The organism is Pseudoxanthomonas sp. 68-E7 (genome assembly GCF_057773145.1).
This window is the reverse complement of record NZ_JBYMTI010000004.1, coordinates 132,775-146,241: the sequence shown is the minus strand read 5'-3', so window position 1 is coordinate 146,241 and position 13,467 is coordinate 132,775. Positions and strand designations below refer to the sequence as shown.

At 63.8% G+C, this 13,467-nt stretch carries 16 protein-coding genes; 14 read left to right on the top strand and 2 right to left on the bottom strand.

Annotated elements, in window-relative coordinates:
- Positions 1–7: 7 nt before the first annotated feature.
- The 12 genes from AC3DE2_RS11495 (at position 8) to AC3DE2_RS11440 (ending at position 8,314) form a co-directional block, all read left to right on the top strand.
- Complete coding sequence (locus AC3DE2_RS11495) at positions 8–883, top strand: EamA family transporter (RefSeq protein ID WP_488426291.1); 876 nt, start codon at positions 8–10, stop codon at positions 881–883.
- A 151-nt stretch (positions 884–1,034) separates the two neighbouring features.
- The gene (locus AC3DE2_RS11490) at positions 1,035–1,403 is read left to right on the top strand and encodes a hypothetical protein (RefSeq protein WP_488426290.1); all 369 of its coding nucleotides are present in this window, start codon (positions 1,035–1,037) and stop codon (positions 1,401–1,403) included.
- A gap of 64 nt (positions 1,404–1,467) precedes the next feature.
- Positions 1,468–2,100, top strand: coding sequence for a hypothetical protein (locus tag AC3DE2_RS11485; RefSeq protein ID WP_488426288.1), 633 nt, complete (start codon positions 1,468–1,470; stop codon positions 2,098–2,100).
- Positions 2,101–2,175: 75 nt separating this feature from the next.
- On the top strand, positions 2,176–2,739 hold the full coding sequence (locus tag AC3DE2_RS11480; RefSeq protein ID WP_488426287.1) for an RDD family protein: 564 nt from the start codon (positions 2,176–2,178) through the stop codon (positions 2,737–2,739).
- A 108-nt stretch (positions 2,740–2,847) separates the two neighbouring features.
- Positions 2,848–3,342: a hypothetical protein gene (locus tag AC3DE2_RS11475; protein WP_488426286.1), complete on the top strand. Its 495-nt coding sequence runs from the start codon at positions 2,848–2,850 to the stop codon at positions 3,340–3,342.
- Between the two features lie 257 nt (positions 3,343–3,599).
- Complete coding sequence (locus tag AC3DE2_RS11470; RefSeq protein WP_488426285.1) at positions 3,600–3,905, top strand: hypothetical protein; 306 nt, start codon at positions 3,600–3,602, stop codon at positions 3,903–3,905.
- A gap of 92 nt (positions 3,906–3,997) precedes the next feature.
- The gene (locus AC3DE2_RS11465) at positions 3,998–5,011 is read left to right on the top strand and encodes a T6SS immunity protein Tli4 family protein (RefSeq protein ID WP_488426283.1); all 1,014 of its coding nucleotides are present in this window, start codon (positions 3,998–4,000) and stop codon (positions 5,009–5,011) included.
- The gene (locus AC3DE2_RS11460; protein WP_488426282.1) at positions 5,004–5,486 is read left to right on the top strand and encodes a hypothetical protein; all 483 of its coding nucleotides are present in this window, start codon (positions 5,004–5,006) and stop codon (positions 5,484–5,486) included. The genes AC3DE2_RS11465 and AC3DE2_RS11460 overlap by 8 nt, the downstream gene beginning before the upstream one ends.
- 20 nt (positions 5,487–5,506) lie before the next feature.
- Positions 5,507–5,938: a hypothetical protein gene (locus AC3DE2_RS11455; RefSeq protein WP_488426281.1), complete on the top strand. Its 432-nt coding sequence runs from the start codon at positions 5,507–5,509 to the stop codon at positions 5,936–5,938.
- Between the two features lie 46 nt (positions 5,939–5,984).
- Positions 5,985–7,346 carry a hypothetical protein gene (locus AC3DE2_RS11450; RefSeq protein ID WP_488426279.1) on the top strand — a complete coding sequence of 454 codons (1,362 nt, stop codon included), beginning with the start codon at positions 5,985–5,987 and terminating at the stop codon, positions 7,344–7,346.
- A 160-nt stretch (positions 7,347–7,506) separates the two neighbouring features.
- Complete coding sequence (locus AC3DE2_RS11445; RefSeq protein ID WP_488426278.1) at positions 7,507–7,731, top strand: hypothetical protein; 225 nt, start codon at positions 7,507–7,509, stop codon at positions 7,729–7,731.
- Positions 7,724–8,314, top strand: coding sequence for a DUF3304 domain-containing protein (locus tag AC3DE2_RS11440; RefSeq protein ID WP_488426277.1), 591 nt, complete (start codon positions 7,724–7,726; stop codon positions 8,312–8,314). The genes AC3DE2_RS11445 and AC3DE2_RS11440 overlap by 8 nt, the downstream gene beginning before the upstream one ends.
- Positions 8,315–8,680: 366 nt before the next feature.
- On the opposite strand, the gene AC3DE2_RS11435 is transcribed toward AC3DE2_RS11440, so the two are convergent.
- Positions 8,681–9,859 (bottom strand): Ca2+-dependent phosphoinositide-specific phospholipase C, encoded by a 1,179-nt coding sequence (locus tag AC3DE2_RS11435; protein ID WP_488426276.1) that lies wholly within the window; start codon positions 9,857–9,859, stop codon positions 8,681–8,683.
- Entirely contained in the window at positions 9,859–12,198 is a 2,340-nt protein-coding gene (locus AC3DE2_RS11430) for a TonB-dependent receptor (protein ID WP_488426275.1), read from the bottom strand. The genes AC3DE2_RS11435 and AC3DE2_RS11430 overlap by 1 nt, the downstream gene beginning before the upstream one ends.
- Positions 12,199–12,318: 120 nt before the next feature.
- On the opposite strand from AC3DE2_RS11430, the gene AC3DE2_RS11425 reads away from it, so the two are divergent.
- Together AC3DE2_RS11425 and AC3DE2_RS11420 are read left to right on the top strand one after the other, a co-directional pair.
- Positions 12,319–12,936, top strand: a complete 618-nt coding sequence (locus AC3DE2_RS11425; RefSeq protein WP_488426273.1) for a TetR/AcrR family transcriptional regulator — start codon at positions 12,319–12,321, stop codon at positions 12,934–12,936.
- Positions 12,933–13,379 carry an SRPBCC family protein gene (locus AC3DE2_RS11420; RefSeq protein ID WP_488426272.1) on the top strand — a complete coding sequence of 149 codons (447 nt, stop codon included), beginning with the start codon at positions 12,933–12,935 and terminating at the stop codon, positions 13,377–13,379. The genes AC3DE2_RS11425 and AC3DE2_RS11420 overlap by 4 nt, the downstream gene beginning before the upstream one ends.
- Positions 13,380–13,467 lie beyond the last annotated feature (88 nt).

Here is a 13,467-nt window from a genome sequence, read left to right as displayed (position 1 = left end):
CCCGCCCATGCCTTTCTTGATTGTCAGCGTCCTGTTCAGCGTGCTGGTCGGGGTGCTGCTGAAGCTGGCGCAGCGGCGTGGACTGGGGATGGTGCCGGTGATCCTGGGCAACTACGTGGCGGCCCTGCTGCTTTGTTTCGCAACCCTGGACCCGCCTCTGGACCGCCTGCGCGAGCCGGGCACGCCGTGGCTGGCGCTCGGACTGCTGATGGTCCTGCTGCCGGGCATCTTCCTGGCGATGGCGGCCTCGGTGCGCGCCGCCGGCATCGCCCGCACCGACGTGGCCCAGCGCCTGTCGTTGGTGGTCTCGCTGGGCGCGGCGTTCCTGTTCTTCGGCGAGACCGCCGACACGGGCAAGCTGGCGGGACTGCTGCTGGGCCTGATCGCCATCGCCGGCATCGTCTCGCGTCCGCGTGCGGGCGACGAGGGCGGGACGGCCGCCTCGCGGGCGCGCTGGCTGCTGCCGTTGACCGTGCTGCTGGGCTACGCGGCGGTCGACATCCTGCTCAAGCGCGTCGCGATGGCGGGTACTCCGTTCGCGGCGTCGCTGACCATCGCCTTCGCCGGCGCGCTGACCTGCATGCTGGCGCTGCAAGGCGGGAGGCTGGTCAAGGGAATTCCCCGCCGCGACGGCGCCGCGCTGCTCGCGGGAGGGCTGGTCGGCGCCTGCAACTTCGCCAACATCCTGTTCTACATCAAGGCCCACCAGGCGCTGCCCTCGAACCCGGCGGTGGTATTCGCCACCATGAACCTGGGCGTGGTGGTGCTGGGCACGCTGGTCGGCACCTTCGCCTTCGGCGAGAAGCTCAGCCGGATCAACTGGCTGGGCATCGCCCTGGCGGTGGTGTCGGTGGGGCTGATCGCGATCAGCCTGGGGCGCTGAACCCGTTCGCATCCCGTGGGCCGTCGATGCGGGGGGCTCCTTCCCGGACGGCACAGCGCTTACCTGTGATTCGGAGTCCTCCGATGGCCCCACGCGGTGCCCACGTCTAGATTCCGCCGCACGCAATCCCCGCGCGTCTGGACACCCGCACATGAAGACAACCGCGCAAGGACCGGCGAATGCGCAGCCCGGCATGGAAGCCGGCAGGCCGTCCGCCCTCCCCTGGAACGCGGCGCTGGTCGCCCTGCCCGTCATCGCGCTCCTGATACTGCTGACCCCGTCGGCGGCGCCTCCGATCAGACATGGCGTCGCCGTGTCCCAGGAAGGCGATGCCGCCACGCTGGTCGCCTGGATCACGCACCTGGGAACACAAGTCCTGTTTCTGTGCGGCATGGCCTTTTTCGTCGCGCAACGGCATCTGGAGCGGCATGCCCCGCCGGCTATCGCAATGCGGGGAACCTGTTGGGCGGGTTCGCCATCGCCTATGCGGTGGTCGGCCTGTTCGGCGGCTGGACGCTGACGCGGGGAATGGTCGGCCTGTTCGAGCACATCCTGAACCTGCGCATCCATACGCAGGAAGATGCATGGGAACGCCGGCGGTTGGCGCTCCGGTTGTCACAGCCGCTGATGCTGCTGCTGGGATCGATCTACGTCGTTGGCGGCTGGAAACTCCTGATGTTTTTTTTCCCGCCGTCCCCGTCCCGACCCGGGCGCGTCCGGACCATGCGCGGCGTGCCGCGATCATGGCGGCCTTCGTGATGCTCATCCTGGCGGCCCTGCTGGAGAGCGCCGATTCGCAGTGGACGCCCACCGATTTCGTTCCCTATTCGGAAGACGATCCGTTCCGGACCGTGTATGCGCTGCCCGCCTTGCTGCTCTGGACCGCGCTTCCGGTTTACCTGTGCTTTCGCTGGCCTCACCAGGCCGCGGTGCCGGAAACCCGGCCCTGGAAACTGTTCTGGCTTGGCGCGATGGCATTCGTCCTGTTCTTGTTCGTGCGGGCGTGCATTTACTTCCTCGTTTGGCCGCCTTTCATCCAGTCGCTGTGGGATTCCGGGAACATCGAGGCATTCGCGGGCTACATCGCCCGCCATCCGGGACAATGGCAACACCTGGCGCACGCGCTGTCGCTGCCGCTGCTGCTCCCCATCGTCTGGGTGTGGAAACGCTGGATGTACCCGAAGCCGGAAGCCAAGCGGCCGACTCCTTCCGACTAGCGGGCGCCGGAAGGACTGGCCGGGCATCGCGCTGGCGGTGGTATCGGCGGGGTTGATTGCGCCCAGCCTGGGGAATTGATCCCACCACCTTGCGGAAAGCGACGCCACCTTCGCATCCGCAAGCGACGGCTCGGAATCCTCCTATGGAGAACGACGCAGCCCGGTCTCCATACTCGCTGTTCCCGGCACGTACCCGCATGCTATCCATGCCCTCCCTTCCACGCGCGCCTCGCCAGCTTTCCGCAACGCCTGGCGGCCATCGCGATCGATCTGGCCGTTGCCTTTTGCGTGGGCTGGCTTGCCGTGCTGGCCGCGCACGCCATCGGCATCGAGACTTCGGGCCCCTATTGGGGGTACACGCTGCTCCCTCCCGCACTCTTCCTGATGCTGAAGGACGGGCTGTCGGGAGGACGGAGTCCGGGCAAGATCGTCATGCGAATCAGCTTGGTGAGGAAATCCGACGGTCTGCCTTGCGGACTGGGCCGGTCTTTCGTTCGCAATCTTTTCCTCGCCGACTTCCTGCTCACGTTTGTTGCGGTGCTGGATTGGATGATATGGATGGATTCCACCCAAAGGCTGGGCGACGTCGTTGCCAGTACCACCGTGATCACGCGTGCGGAAGATGCGTCCGATCGTTGATGGCGTCCGGTTCATTCACGTTTCCGCCCCACTCCGTGCACGACACGGCTGCGATCGCGAACGATCGTTCCTGCACGAATCAAGTGCGAGCAACATGAGCCTTCACGCGTGGATCCACGCTGGACGGCTCCTCACGCCGTCATGACTTTCTTCTTCATCACCGCCGTCTTCATCGGTGTGTTCTGGATCTTCATCCTGTTGGCGTGTGCCGGCCTGTTATTCGACTACCCCATGAAACCGCTGGCGCGTTTCCGGCGAATCGAACGCCTGCTGATCTCCGCTTTTCTCCTCTTGATGGGCTGGAAGCTGAATGCAATCGCTTCCGAGGAGATAAACGCAGCCCAGTTGCTCCGGCCACGGGCCAATGTCGCCGGTGAGTTCGCGCTCATCGCGTTCGTCTCGACCCTGCTTGTCCTCGTTGCCATTTGCCTGCATCGCTTTCGCCGACGACGACGCAGGCATCCGGAGGAAAGAAGGCGGCAGGAGGCGTGGAAGGAGGACCGCGCACGCTGGGCGGCCTTTCAGCGGGATGAACGCCTGCGCCGGAAAAACCTGCCGAATCCCAAGCGGCATCGCAGAAGAAGATCCGCCCGCAAGCGTTGAGTCCGATCTAGGAACTTTCCGATGGCTTGCGGTCGCGGTCTCCTCCAAGCTGCGATGCCGCTTCCGGGGAGTCCACCGTTGTCCAGCGAGCCCGTCCGCTTGATATCCATGCCCCCGCCGGTTCGCCGGCATGTCTTTGTCCCCGGCACGCCGGGCGCGATCCGTCTCGCCGGGGTGACGACGCGCGACTACGTCGCCCGAGGACAGCAAGAACGCGAGGCCCGCATCAGGACAGCCGCACCGGAGTACCGGCGGCCATGCGTGAGGAAATGCGCCGCTCGGGTTTTCCGGAGGACCTGGACCCGACCCGTGCGGCTCGCTGCCCGGCGCGCGCGAGCCCCTCTTCACGCCGTGCAGGGTCGAACGTGATTGAAGAATCGACGTCCGGATGCAGGCGGGCGAGACAGCTCGTCGTGGCGGGGATATGGGTCCTGCTGTTCACCAACATCACCCTGGAATGGCAGGCCGGACTTCTTGATCCGGTGACCGGCACTTGCGAAGACGGATTCCGCGCCTACGGGTTTCCCTTTCCCTACGATAAAAAAGATAAAGGAGGGGCATGATGCGTCCCCGTCGTTTGCTTGGTGTACTTGGGTTGGTGGTCTTGACCAGCATGACCAGTTGCACTTCGCTTTCTTCTTCTCGGAGCCCCTCCATGGACAAGACCGGATGGACCACTCATTGCTTTGGTCGCTTTCTGATTGATCTGCCGCCTGACGCGGTAATAAATGCCGGGTACCACCTGTGGGGCGACATTATCGAGCGATTGGATGATACACCTGATGAACTTATAACGAGGATATCCCAGCGGGAGAGGGAGTTACGAGGTCATCAGCATAGGAAGATAGACAAAGGAATGTTCATTCGGCAGATTAACTTTGGCAGTGGAGCTACGGGGTTACTTTCTTGGGACTCAGATGCAAGCCTGGAAATGTATGAGTTGGATTCTTACTTCACATCAAGTCCAACCTGGCGAGCCTATCGCTGGAAAGGGGGCGTATCGACAGACAGAGAACAACGTGGTGTCGAAATATCTACAGAGATAGCCAGGAACATACGTTCCCGTGGACCTAATGAGATCCCCAGCGAGCCGGGTTTTTGCATCGACCAGGCTTATATTGCAGGAGATATTTTTCAAGTAGAGAGGTTTGGAGTGGGCGTCACTTTCCCTGACCACCCCGGCGCGCGCTTTGAATTCCGCTCCTCCACGGGAGCTGAGCTAAACAGCCTTCTTGAGCGAGTCGACGGCTTCGTGCAAAACATGCTCTCCACGTTTGCAGGCATGGAAAGGTTAAGAAAAGGAAAGCATCCTGTCGGGAGCCTTCCTGGAGAGGAATATCTGGTTGCGGGAAGCGATAAGGGGCAGCGCGGCTATACCTTCATGTGGGAGGTTCAAGGCAAGGAGGAATCGCTAACCGAGCCCCATCTTACTGCGGGACTGGCGGTACTGGAACGCAGCAATGAAAACGGTAAACCACCGCCCCCTGCCTTCAAATCGGATAAAGAAGCATTGGAGCTGTGGGACGCCATTGTCGATTCGATCCGCGTGCGCCCGACGCCTTCGTCGCCGCGTGGCGGAACTGCCGTGGTGCAGCCCGCGCGCCCGTGCGCTTCGCTGCCCGGTGCGCGCGAGCCCCTCTTCACGCCGTGCAGGGTCGAACGTGATTGAAGAATCGACGTCCGGGCGTAGCCGGGCGAGACAGTTCGTCGTGGTGGGGGTATGGGTCCTGCTGTTCACCAACATCACCCTGGAATGGCAGGCCGGACTTCTTGATCCGGTGACCGGCACTTGCGAAGACGGATTCCGCGCCTACGGCATTCCTCTTCCCTGGCATGCCAGCGGGGTCGGCTCTCTGAGCCGTTGGGTGTACTGGCCCGGCATGCTGCTGAGTCTGCTGGTCTACGGGTTGATCAGCCCCATCGTGGCTCACGTCGGTTTCCGGTCCGTCGAACGATGGGGCATTCCGGGATGGGGCAAGCGCGTGCTGTCCTGCGCCCTGCTGTTCTGCGCGGTGGCATCGGCCGCGCTCTACGCAGTCCCATTCTTCTTCGCCGAAACGGGCGACCACGAAACGGTGCAGGGATCTTGCAGGGCGCCCCGTGCGCTCCACGTCGGCCCCTTCTTCCGGTGGGAATCCAGATGAGCAAGGCGCCGTGAAACCTTTTGTGCGCCCGTCATCAGGACAAAACCATCACCTGTGCCGAATCGCCGGACGATGCCTCGCCGTGTCAGCGCACGTTGCACCCGGGTTCCTTCTTCGATGGCGCGCGCAATAACCTGCACTACGATAAATCGAGCAAGTCACACGGCAATGTGGCCCGGCTGCATGACCCGCTCGGGCAAGAGCGGCGCGATGGGGAAGGCCGACAATATCGTTGCCGCGAGTACGTCCCCGGTAAAAAACCGCCGACGCGCGAAGCGGCCAGGCACGGCAAATACGTGCGCCGGCTGCACCAGGGCATGGGCAACCCCAGCAGCGGCGGCGGCGGTCCGTCCGGCTTTGGCACGTGCAAACCCAGCCCCTCAGACGTTTCACGGGTTACGCAGCCGCCGCTGCCGTCAGATCGAGATATCGGCCGAAAGGCGTGCGGCTGACGCTTTACTGGAAAACCTGGGCCCGGCGCGCCCTGAGGTGGATGGCATGAAGAAAAACACCGCCGGGAGAGTCTTTTTCATCCACTATCGACATCAGGAAAAAGCAATGACGAAGGAAAAACCGCTCTGGCGGCGTGGCTTGTTGTGCTTGACGCTGCTCTTGCCGACCAGCATGGCAAGCGCCGAGCATCTAATCGCCGAACTGGAGTTTTCCGACTTCTCCTACATCTACCTGGAAGACACGCCGGAAACTCGCGGCTTGTGGACCGAGGTATGGAGCAACGCTCGATTCAGCGCGCATTACGGCCCCGTTTCAGGGGCAACGCATCGTACGCGAAAGCGGCTTCGACTGTTCACCTGCATGCCGGGTGTCACTTGCCTGCCAGGCCCTCACATCGAGGAAAGGCAGGAGAAAATCGTAAAAACGGTTGCCGTTCAAGGGCGGCCGGAGGTTGTATCGGAGCCTGGCGTATGGCCCTTGAAGCTGAGAATCGCATTACCCAACCCACCGCGCTCTTCCTACAAGTTGCTTGGCATCTCGCTGGATGCCCCAACGACGGCCCTGTGGCGGGCCCCTGTTTTCGTAGCATGGGAAAAATCACTGACAAAGAAGGGTCGACGAGTTTACGCAGGCCAGAAGACGTGCATGCAGAGGCTGGATTTCAGCGTTGTGCAGGGTACGAATAGCGGTTATGACTTGGTTGCTCTTCAACTGCCCACTCCGGGCATGATTTCATCCGAATCCATCAGCGCATCGGTTGCGATGGTGCGTGGCAGAGTGATCCTGGAATCGAATCAAGTTGTTCCACTTGAGTGGGATCACGCGCCCCACGACCGCGTTAAAAGTTGGGCCATGGAACACGCAGAAGACATCCAGGGAGGGCAAGTTCCCACCAGCTTCAGGCAGCATCAACCTCCTGTTCGGTTGTCTCCGTTCGAAATCAGCGGACAGGGAGTTATTCCACAAGTTTCCGAACGGCTATCGCCCTGGCGCAACTTGCCTGCAAGCACCCGGGGCTGGTTTTCACAAAATGGTCCCTTGACGGAACTTTCAATTTCCATGAGTGAGCCAGCCGACAAGGCAATCGGTCGTCCTGAGATGGAAAGAAAGGAAACATGGATGTTGTTTGAGGGCAAGGTGGTTCGCTATGGCGGCTCGTTGTCCTATCGGGGCTGGCACCCCGGCTACCCGCCAACAAGCTGGGAATCCAAGTGGGTGGGAGGAAAGAAGTTCTTCGGTTCGGTTACGCAGGACGAGCGCTGGATGGGTGAGGGCGCGTGCGATTCGCCTTCATGCAAGGAAGATTTGGCGACTGCTCAGAGACTGTTGTCCCGAAGCGGCGTCGATTTGCAGGACGAGGCAACGGCGTTGATGCGGCAGGCAACTGTGCTTTCGCCGCAGGACTGATGGTATTTGATCATCAAATCGGCTGCATCTTCGCACTAAATGCCGCCCAAACCAGGAATCAGACGTCGAAAGGAACACCCCAATACGGATTGGTGCGAGCACAGCGGCTGGGTGAAGTGGGACCAGGCCAAACGACAAGCTGCCAAGGAGGCTACCCCGCATGACGATTAGCCGTTTGCCCGACAACGTACACAGCATCCCCTGGCAACTCACCGTCAACGAACGCAAGACCCTCACCTGCGCCGAATCGTCGGACGATGCCATGTCGTGTCGGCGCACGTTGTACCTGGGCTTCTTCTTCGACGGTACGCGCAACAACGGTTCCGGCATTCCCGAATGGCCGGGCACGACCTACATTCCCCTCCCCAGAGACGACCATGTTTAAGACCGCCTGCCATCTCCTGCTGTCGGCCTTGATGGCGATGGCCCTGACCGGCTGCAAGCCCGCCGACCCGCCACCGGCCGTGAAGGCCGACAGCGACATGGTGCCGTTGCGGGTCACTGTCCTGAACTACACCGACCACTACATCGGTGTGGTGTATGTGAACGGCTCCTGGGCCAGCAACGCCATGGCGCACAGTGGTGGCGGTGGCATCGCAGGCTCCGCCGAAGTGCCGCGCAAGCGCGACCCGAACTACACGTTGACCATCCAATGGCGTGACGAAGCGCTTTACGAGAAGGACCGCAAAGCGCTTTTCAAGCGCGAGGTCGCCACCGAGCCCTACCAGCAGGATGAAAAAGGGCGAATGGCCACATTGTTTGTGGCCTTCTTCCCCGATGACGTAATCAAGCTCTATCCCACCTTCGTTGGCCCCGACAATCCCGACTTTCCCGATGGCTTGCTGTCTCCCAAGTCGCAATGCCGCAAAGAGCGCCCCGGCACGGACTGGTGCGAGCACAGCGGCTGGGTGAAGCGGGACCAGGCCAAGCGCCAAGCTGCCAAGGAGGCTACCCCGCATGACGATTAGCCGTTTGCCCGACAACGTACACAGCATCCCTTGGCAGCTCACCGTCAGCGACCGCAAAACCATCACCTGCGCCGAGTCGGCGGACGATGCGATGTCCTGCCAACGGACGCTATACCTGGGCTTCTTCTTCGACGGTACGCGCAACAACCTGTGTCACGACAGGTCGAGCACAGGCAATGCGACCCGTTTGAACTCGTCTTCCGGGAAAAAAGCGCCCCCCGGCCTCCTCGCGTCGCCATTCCGGCGAAAGCCGGAATCCATTTCCGCGCGAGGACGAGCCGCCGCAATGGGTGGGGCGGCTCGCCAGCATGGATTCCATGCTTGCGCTGGAATGACGGGGCATGGGAAGCCGCCAAGAGAGCGAACCTATTGGCCGTTGATCGGATTGACGCGCCAGCCCTCGGCGAACGGCTTCACCTGATAGCCATTGCCAAAGATGTTCGGGGTGAACGGATAGTCGGTGGAGATGATCTGCGCGCCGCTGGACAGCGCCGCATCGCGTCGGCTGACATCGTTCCTGCGGGCCTCGCCGGTGTCGATGTCGGCGCGGCTGCGCACCAGATAGCCCTTGCGCACCAGGTCCGGGATGCGCGCGGTCTGGGTGATGGCGTTGTCGATCATCAGGAACGCGGCGTGGGGCATGCCCGGTTCGCCCTGCACGAAGGCCAGCCGGCCTTCCAGGTTCGGATGGCCTTCCAGATAGGGCGAGAAGGCCGCCATGTTCAGGCCCGGCACGATCATCAGGAACACGAACCTGCCGCGCGCCTGCGACAGGGTCGGCCAGTTGCCCGCCAGTGCGCCGGCCTCCAGGGTGGCGTGGGTGCCGCGCACCTGGTCGGGCACGATCAGCTTTTCGCGGCCGATGATCTCGCCCAGGCTGGCTTCCATCTCGTCGAACGCGCGCGCATCGAACGGCGCGACCGGCGTCGCGTCCGGCAGCGCGGCGGCGAGGTTGGAGAACTTGGGCTCGAGCAGGATGAATACCGGCGTGTGACCGGGATTGTCGTCGGACCAGTCACGCAGCTGGCGCAGGCAGGTCCGGAAGGTCGGACAACTGCTGCGGAAATCGACGTCCGCCATGTGCAGCACCTTCAGCCCCGGCTCGCGCAGCGCGTCCGCATGCAACGGCGCCAGGTCCTTCGCACCCTGCGCCCGCAGCAGGCGATAGGACAGCGGATCCAGGAAGCGCCCGCCATCGTGATCGACGTTGAGGTCCAGTTCCAGGCTGCGCAGCCCCGCTCGCAGCTGGGTGTCCAGCGACGGGAAGCGATACTCCAGCGCCCCCTCCAGATTGGCGGCGAGCGGATTGGGATGCTCGTCCTCCATCTTCTTCCGCATGTCTTCGGGCATGCGCTGCATCATCGCGTCCAGCATCGGCTGCAGGCGCGGCGACATCACCTCGAACACGCGCGGATCGGCCGGCTGGCTGTAGCTGTTGTGGGTGCCGATCACTTGGATCTGGTTGAGGCGCGGTTCGGCCGCACCGGCATCCAGGCCGAGCAGGGGCAGCAGCGCTGCAATGGAGCGAATCAGGATCGTTTTCATCAGCTGTCTCCCCAGCCCTTGATTTGCACGCGGATGCCGAACATGCGCGGATTGGCGCGGATGGAGGTCGGCACGCCGAAGAACTTGCCGCCGTTGCCGACATCGCGCACCCATTCTTCGTCGAGCAGGTTCTCGGCGTAGGCCTCGATCAGCAGGGTGCCGTCTGCGCGCTCGAAGCCGGCGCGCAGGTCCAGCAGCCCGAATGCCTTCTGCATCTCGCTCCGGAGGTTGTCGTTGTTGAGGAAATACTCCGAACGCCAGGCATAGTTGGCATTGCTGAAGAAATCCCAGTTGCCGAAGGCCGGCGCGCGCCATTCCGCCGACAGCGACGCGGTGTGCTCCGGCGCCATCCGGAACACGTTGCCCGAGCGGTCCACCATCTGCCCGTTGACCACCTCGCGGAATTCGTCGTACTGGCTGTGCAGGTAGGCGTAGGCCGCCGAGAGGGTGAGCCGGTCGGTGGCGCGCCAGCGGCCGAGCAGTTCGGCGCCGTAGGCCGAGGCGCGTCCGGCGTTGACCACGCCCACGGTCAGATCGGTGGCACGGGTCTGGAAGTCGGTGTAGTCGTAGGTGAAGGCGGCGGCTTCGAAGTAGAAGCGATCGCCCACGGTGCCCTTGGCGCCGATCTCGTAGTTGAGGATTTCCTCGGTTTTCAGGTCGCCGTAGGTCGGCTGCGCCTGTCCGTTGACCGGCGCGGCGAAGGAAATCTGCGGATAGCCGGCGCGCAGGCCGCGCGATGCGCCCGCATACAGGTTGATGCGGTCGCTGGCGCGCCAGGTCACCGCCACGCGCGGCTGGACCAGGTCGTAGTCGGCGCGGTTGGAGAAGGCCTGGCCCAGCGAGTTGCCCAGGCCGTTGGGCATCGCGATCGGGGCGATGCCGTCCACGGTCGACACCCGCGCCCAGTTGCGCACGGTGTCGCGGTCGTGGGTGAAACGCACGCCGGCATCGACGGTGAAGCGGTCCGACAGATCGTAGGAACCATTGAAGTAGGCCGACCAGCTGTCACGCTGGTTGCGGGTGGAGGTGAGCGTGGAGACGCCGGTGGTCACGGGGCGGCCCATGAATTCGGTGACCGGCGTGGTGCCGCGGGGGAAGCCGGCCAGCAGGTACTGCTCGTTGATGACGTATTCGAACAGGTTGTGCGTGCGATCGTTGTAATAGCTCACGCCGAAAGCGCTGCGGAAGCGTCCGCCATCGTCATAGGCCAGGCGGAATTCCTGGCTCAGGATCCGCTGGTCGTCGGCCAGGTTGCGGCCGATCAGGAACGGATAGGTGGTGCCGTCCACGTCCCACGATTCCTGGAAACCGACCTCGCGCCAGGCGCTGATCGAACGCAGGCTCCAGCCCGGCGCGAACGCCCAGTCGGCCAGCAGGGTCGCGCCGGTCTGGTCGCGCTGCTGCGGCGGGTCGTAGCGGTTCTGGGCGGCATCGGAGAACGGACTGGTGTCGCCCCCCGGCGAGGCGATGTTGATCGCCTTGGTCATCGCCGCGGTGTCGTTGTCGGCCTGGTGATCGAGGATCAGGTCCAGCGAGAAATCCTCGGCCGGCTGCCAGCGCAGCGACGCGCGCGCGGCCAGCATGTCGTCGTCGTTGAGCTTGCCGCCGCCGCCCAGGTTGCGGGCATAGCCGTCGCGATCGCGCTTGCGCGCCACCACACGCAGGGCCAATTCGTCCTTGACGATGGGCAGGTTGATCATGCCGGTGGCGCTGCGCAGATTGTAGTTGCCCAGGATGCCCTCGGCCGACCATTGCAGTTCGGCCGGGTCGGCCTTGCGAGTGTAGACGGCCACCGCGCCGATCTGCGCGCCGCGGCCGTACAGCGTGCCCTGCGGGCCCTTCGCCACTTCCACGCGTTCGATGTCGAACAGTTCCTTCAGCATGCCGCGCGATCGGCTGGTGTCGACGTCGTTGAGGAAGAAGGAAATGCTGGGCTCGGAGACCGCGCCGGCGTTGCCCGCCTCGATGCCACGCATCACGAAGCTCGCCGCGCTGTCGGTCTGCTGCTGCACGAAGAAACCCGGCGTGCGGGTGGACAGGCGTTCGAAGTCGGTGAAGTTCTGCTGTTCGATGGTCTCGCCGCTGAAGGCCGCGATGGAGATCGGCACGTCCTTCAGTTTCTGCGCGCGCTTCTGCGCGGTGACCACGATGTTGTCCAGTTGCACCGCGTCGGCGACGGCGCCGGGATCGGGCGCCGCGGCGGGAACGGCCGTGGCAGCGGGGGGCGCTTCCTGCGCGCAGAGGGGAAACACGGCCGATCCGACGGCCGTGGCCAGCAGCGCGCGCGAAAGGCCGCGCCGCGTGGCGCACTGGGAGGTGCGTGCGGTGGAGGGAAGCATGGTGGAAGTCCGTGGGGGAGGAACGGCGCGCAATCTAGGCAGCTTGTGTTACAGGTGAATGAACGTTCATTCCGAAGTGCATTTCGTTAGACTCCGCCCACCGACGTCCGCCCACCTGCCATGCCCACGAATCCGAACTCTTCCGATGCCACGCGCAGCGAACGCGGTGAAGCGCAGCGCGCGCGCATCCTGGATGCTTCCCGCACCCACTTCATCCAGCGCGGTTTCCATGCCGCCAGCATGGGCGACATCGCCGCCGAGGCCGGCATCAGCGCGGGCCTTATCTATCGCTACTTCCAGAGCAAGCGCGAGATCATCCAGGCGATCATCCGGCAGCACCTGGTGGAGAGCCGGCTCGGCCTGGACAACCTGCCCATCGACAGCACGCTGGTGGACGAACTGGTCCAGGCCTTCCGCATCTGGGGCGATGGCGACCTGACCTCGTGGAGCCCGGTACTGTTCGCGGAAATCACCGCCGAGAGCGCGCGTGACGCCGACACCGCCGCCATCCTGCGGAAATCGGAAAAGGCATCGCGCGACGAGTTCATCGCCTGGCTGGAAAAGCGCGACCGCGCGCGTGGTCATCGCAGCAGCGCCGAAGACCGCCAGGCGCGTGCCCTGATGATGCAATTGCTGGTCGAGGGTCTGATCATCCGTGCCGCCCGCGAACCCGACCATCCCGAGGTGGCCATCCGCGGCGCCCTGGAGAGAATCCTGCCGCTGGTGCTCGCCTCGTGACCTCGCAGGCTTTCAGCGAGCGCGTCCACATCGCCGCGCCGATCGAGCTGGTCTGGCGCGCGCTCACCGATCCGGCGCATATGTCGCAGTGGATGGGAGAGCCGGAAATGCGGGTAACCGTGGAGACCGACTGGCAGGTGGGCGGTTCCATCGCGATCCGCGGGTTCCACCACGTAGCGTTCGAGAATCGCGGCGTGGTGCTGGTGTTCGAGCCACCGCACACGCTGGGTTATCACTATCTGAGTTCGCTGTCGCGGCTGGCCGACGAACCCGGCAACCACACGCACCTGCGTTTCGAGCTGGCGGAAGAGGACGGCGGCACCACGCTCGCGCTGACCGCACACGGGTTTGCGACCGACGCAATCTTCCATCACACCGCGTTCTACTGGGCCGGCACCCTGCACATCCTCAAGACCTACGCCGAGCGCCCGGGCCGTGAATGAGCGGGACGGGCCACCCCCCCCGCCCCCCCCCACCCGGCCAATTTAAACCGTGCGGGGGTTGGGAAAGGGAGTGAGGGGGGTACCCCCG

Coding starts and splice junctions, on each gene's coding strand:
- AC3DE2_RS11440 (WP_488426277.1), top strand. CDS start 7,724: ATGTTTAAGACCGCCTGCCATCTCCTGCTGTCGGCCTTGATGGCGATG.
- AC3DE2_RS11435 (WP_488426276.1), bottom strand. CDS start 9,859: ATGAAAACGATCCTGATTCGCTCCATTGCAGCGCTGCTGCCCCTGCTC.
- AC3DE2_RS11485 (WP_488426288.1), top strand. CDS start 1,468: ATGGGAACGCCGGCGGTTGGCGCTCCGGTTGTCACAGCCGCTGATGCT.
- AC3DE2_RS11450 (WP_488426279.1), top strand. CDS start 5,985: ATGAAGAAAAACACCGCCGGGAGAGTCTTTTTCATCCACTATCGACAT.
- AC3DE2_RS11465 (WP_488426283.1), top strand. CDS start 3,998: ATGGACAAGACCGGATGGACCACTCATTGCTTTGGTCGCTTTCTGATT.
- AC3DE2_RS11445 (WP_488426278.1), top strand. CDS start 7,507: ATGACGATTAGCCGTTTGCCCGACAACGTACACAGCATCCCCTGGCAA.
- AC3DE2_RS11470 (WP_488426285.1), top strand. CDS start 3,600: ATGCGTGAGGAAATGCGCCGCTCGGGTTTTCCGGAGGACCTGGACCCG.
- AC3DE2_RS11490 (WP_488426290.1), top strand. CDS start 1,035: ATGAAGACAACCGCGCAAGGACCGGCGAATGCGCAGCCCGGCATGGAA.
- AC3DE2_RS11430 (WP_488426275.1), bottom strand. CDS start 12,198: ATGCTTCCCTCCACCGCACGCACCTCCCAGTGCGCCACGCGGCGCGGC.
- AC3DE2_RS11425 (WP_488426273.1), top strand. CDS start 12,319: ATGCCCACGAATCCGAACTCTTCCGATGCCACGCGCAGCGAACGCGGT.
- AC3DE2_RS11495 (WP_488426291.1), top strand. CDS start 8: ATGCCTTTCTTGATTGTCAGCGTCCTGTTCAGCGTGCTGGTCGGGGTG.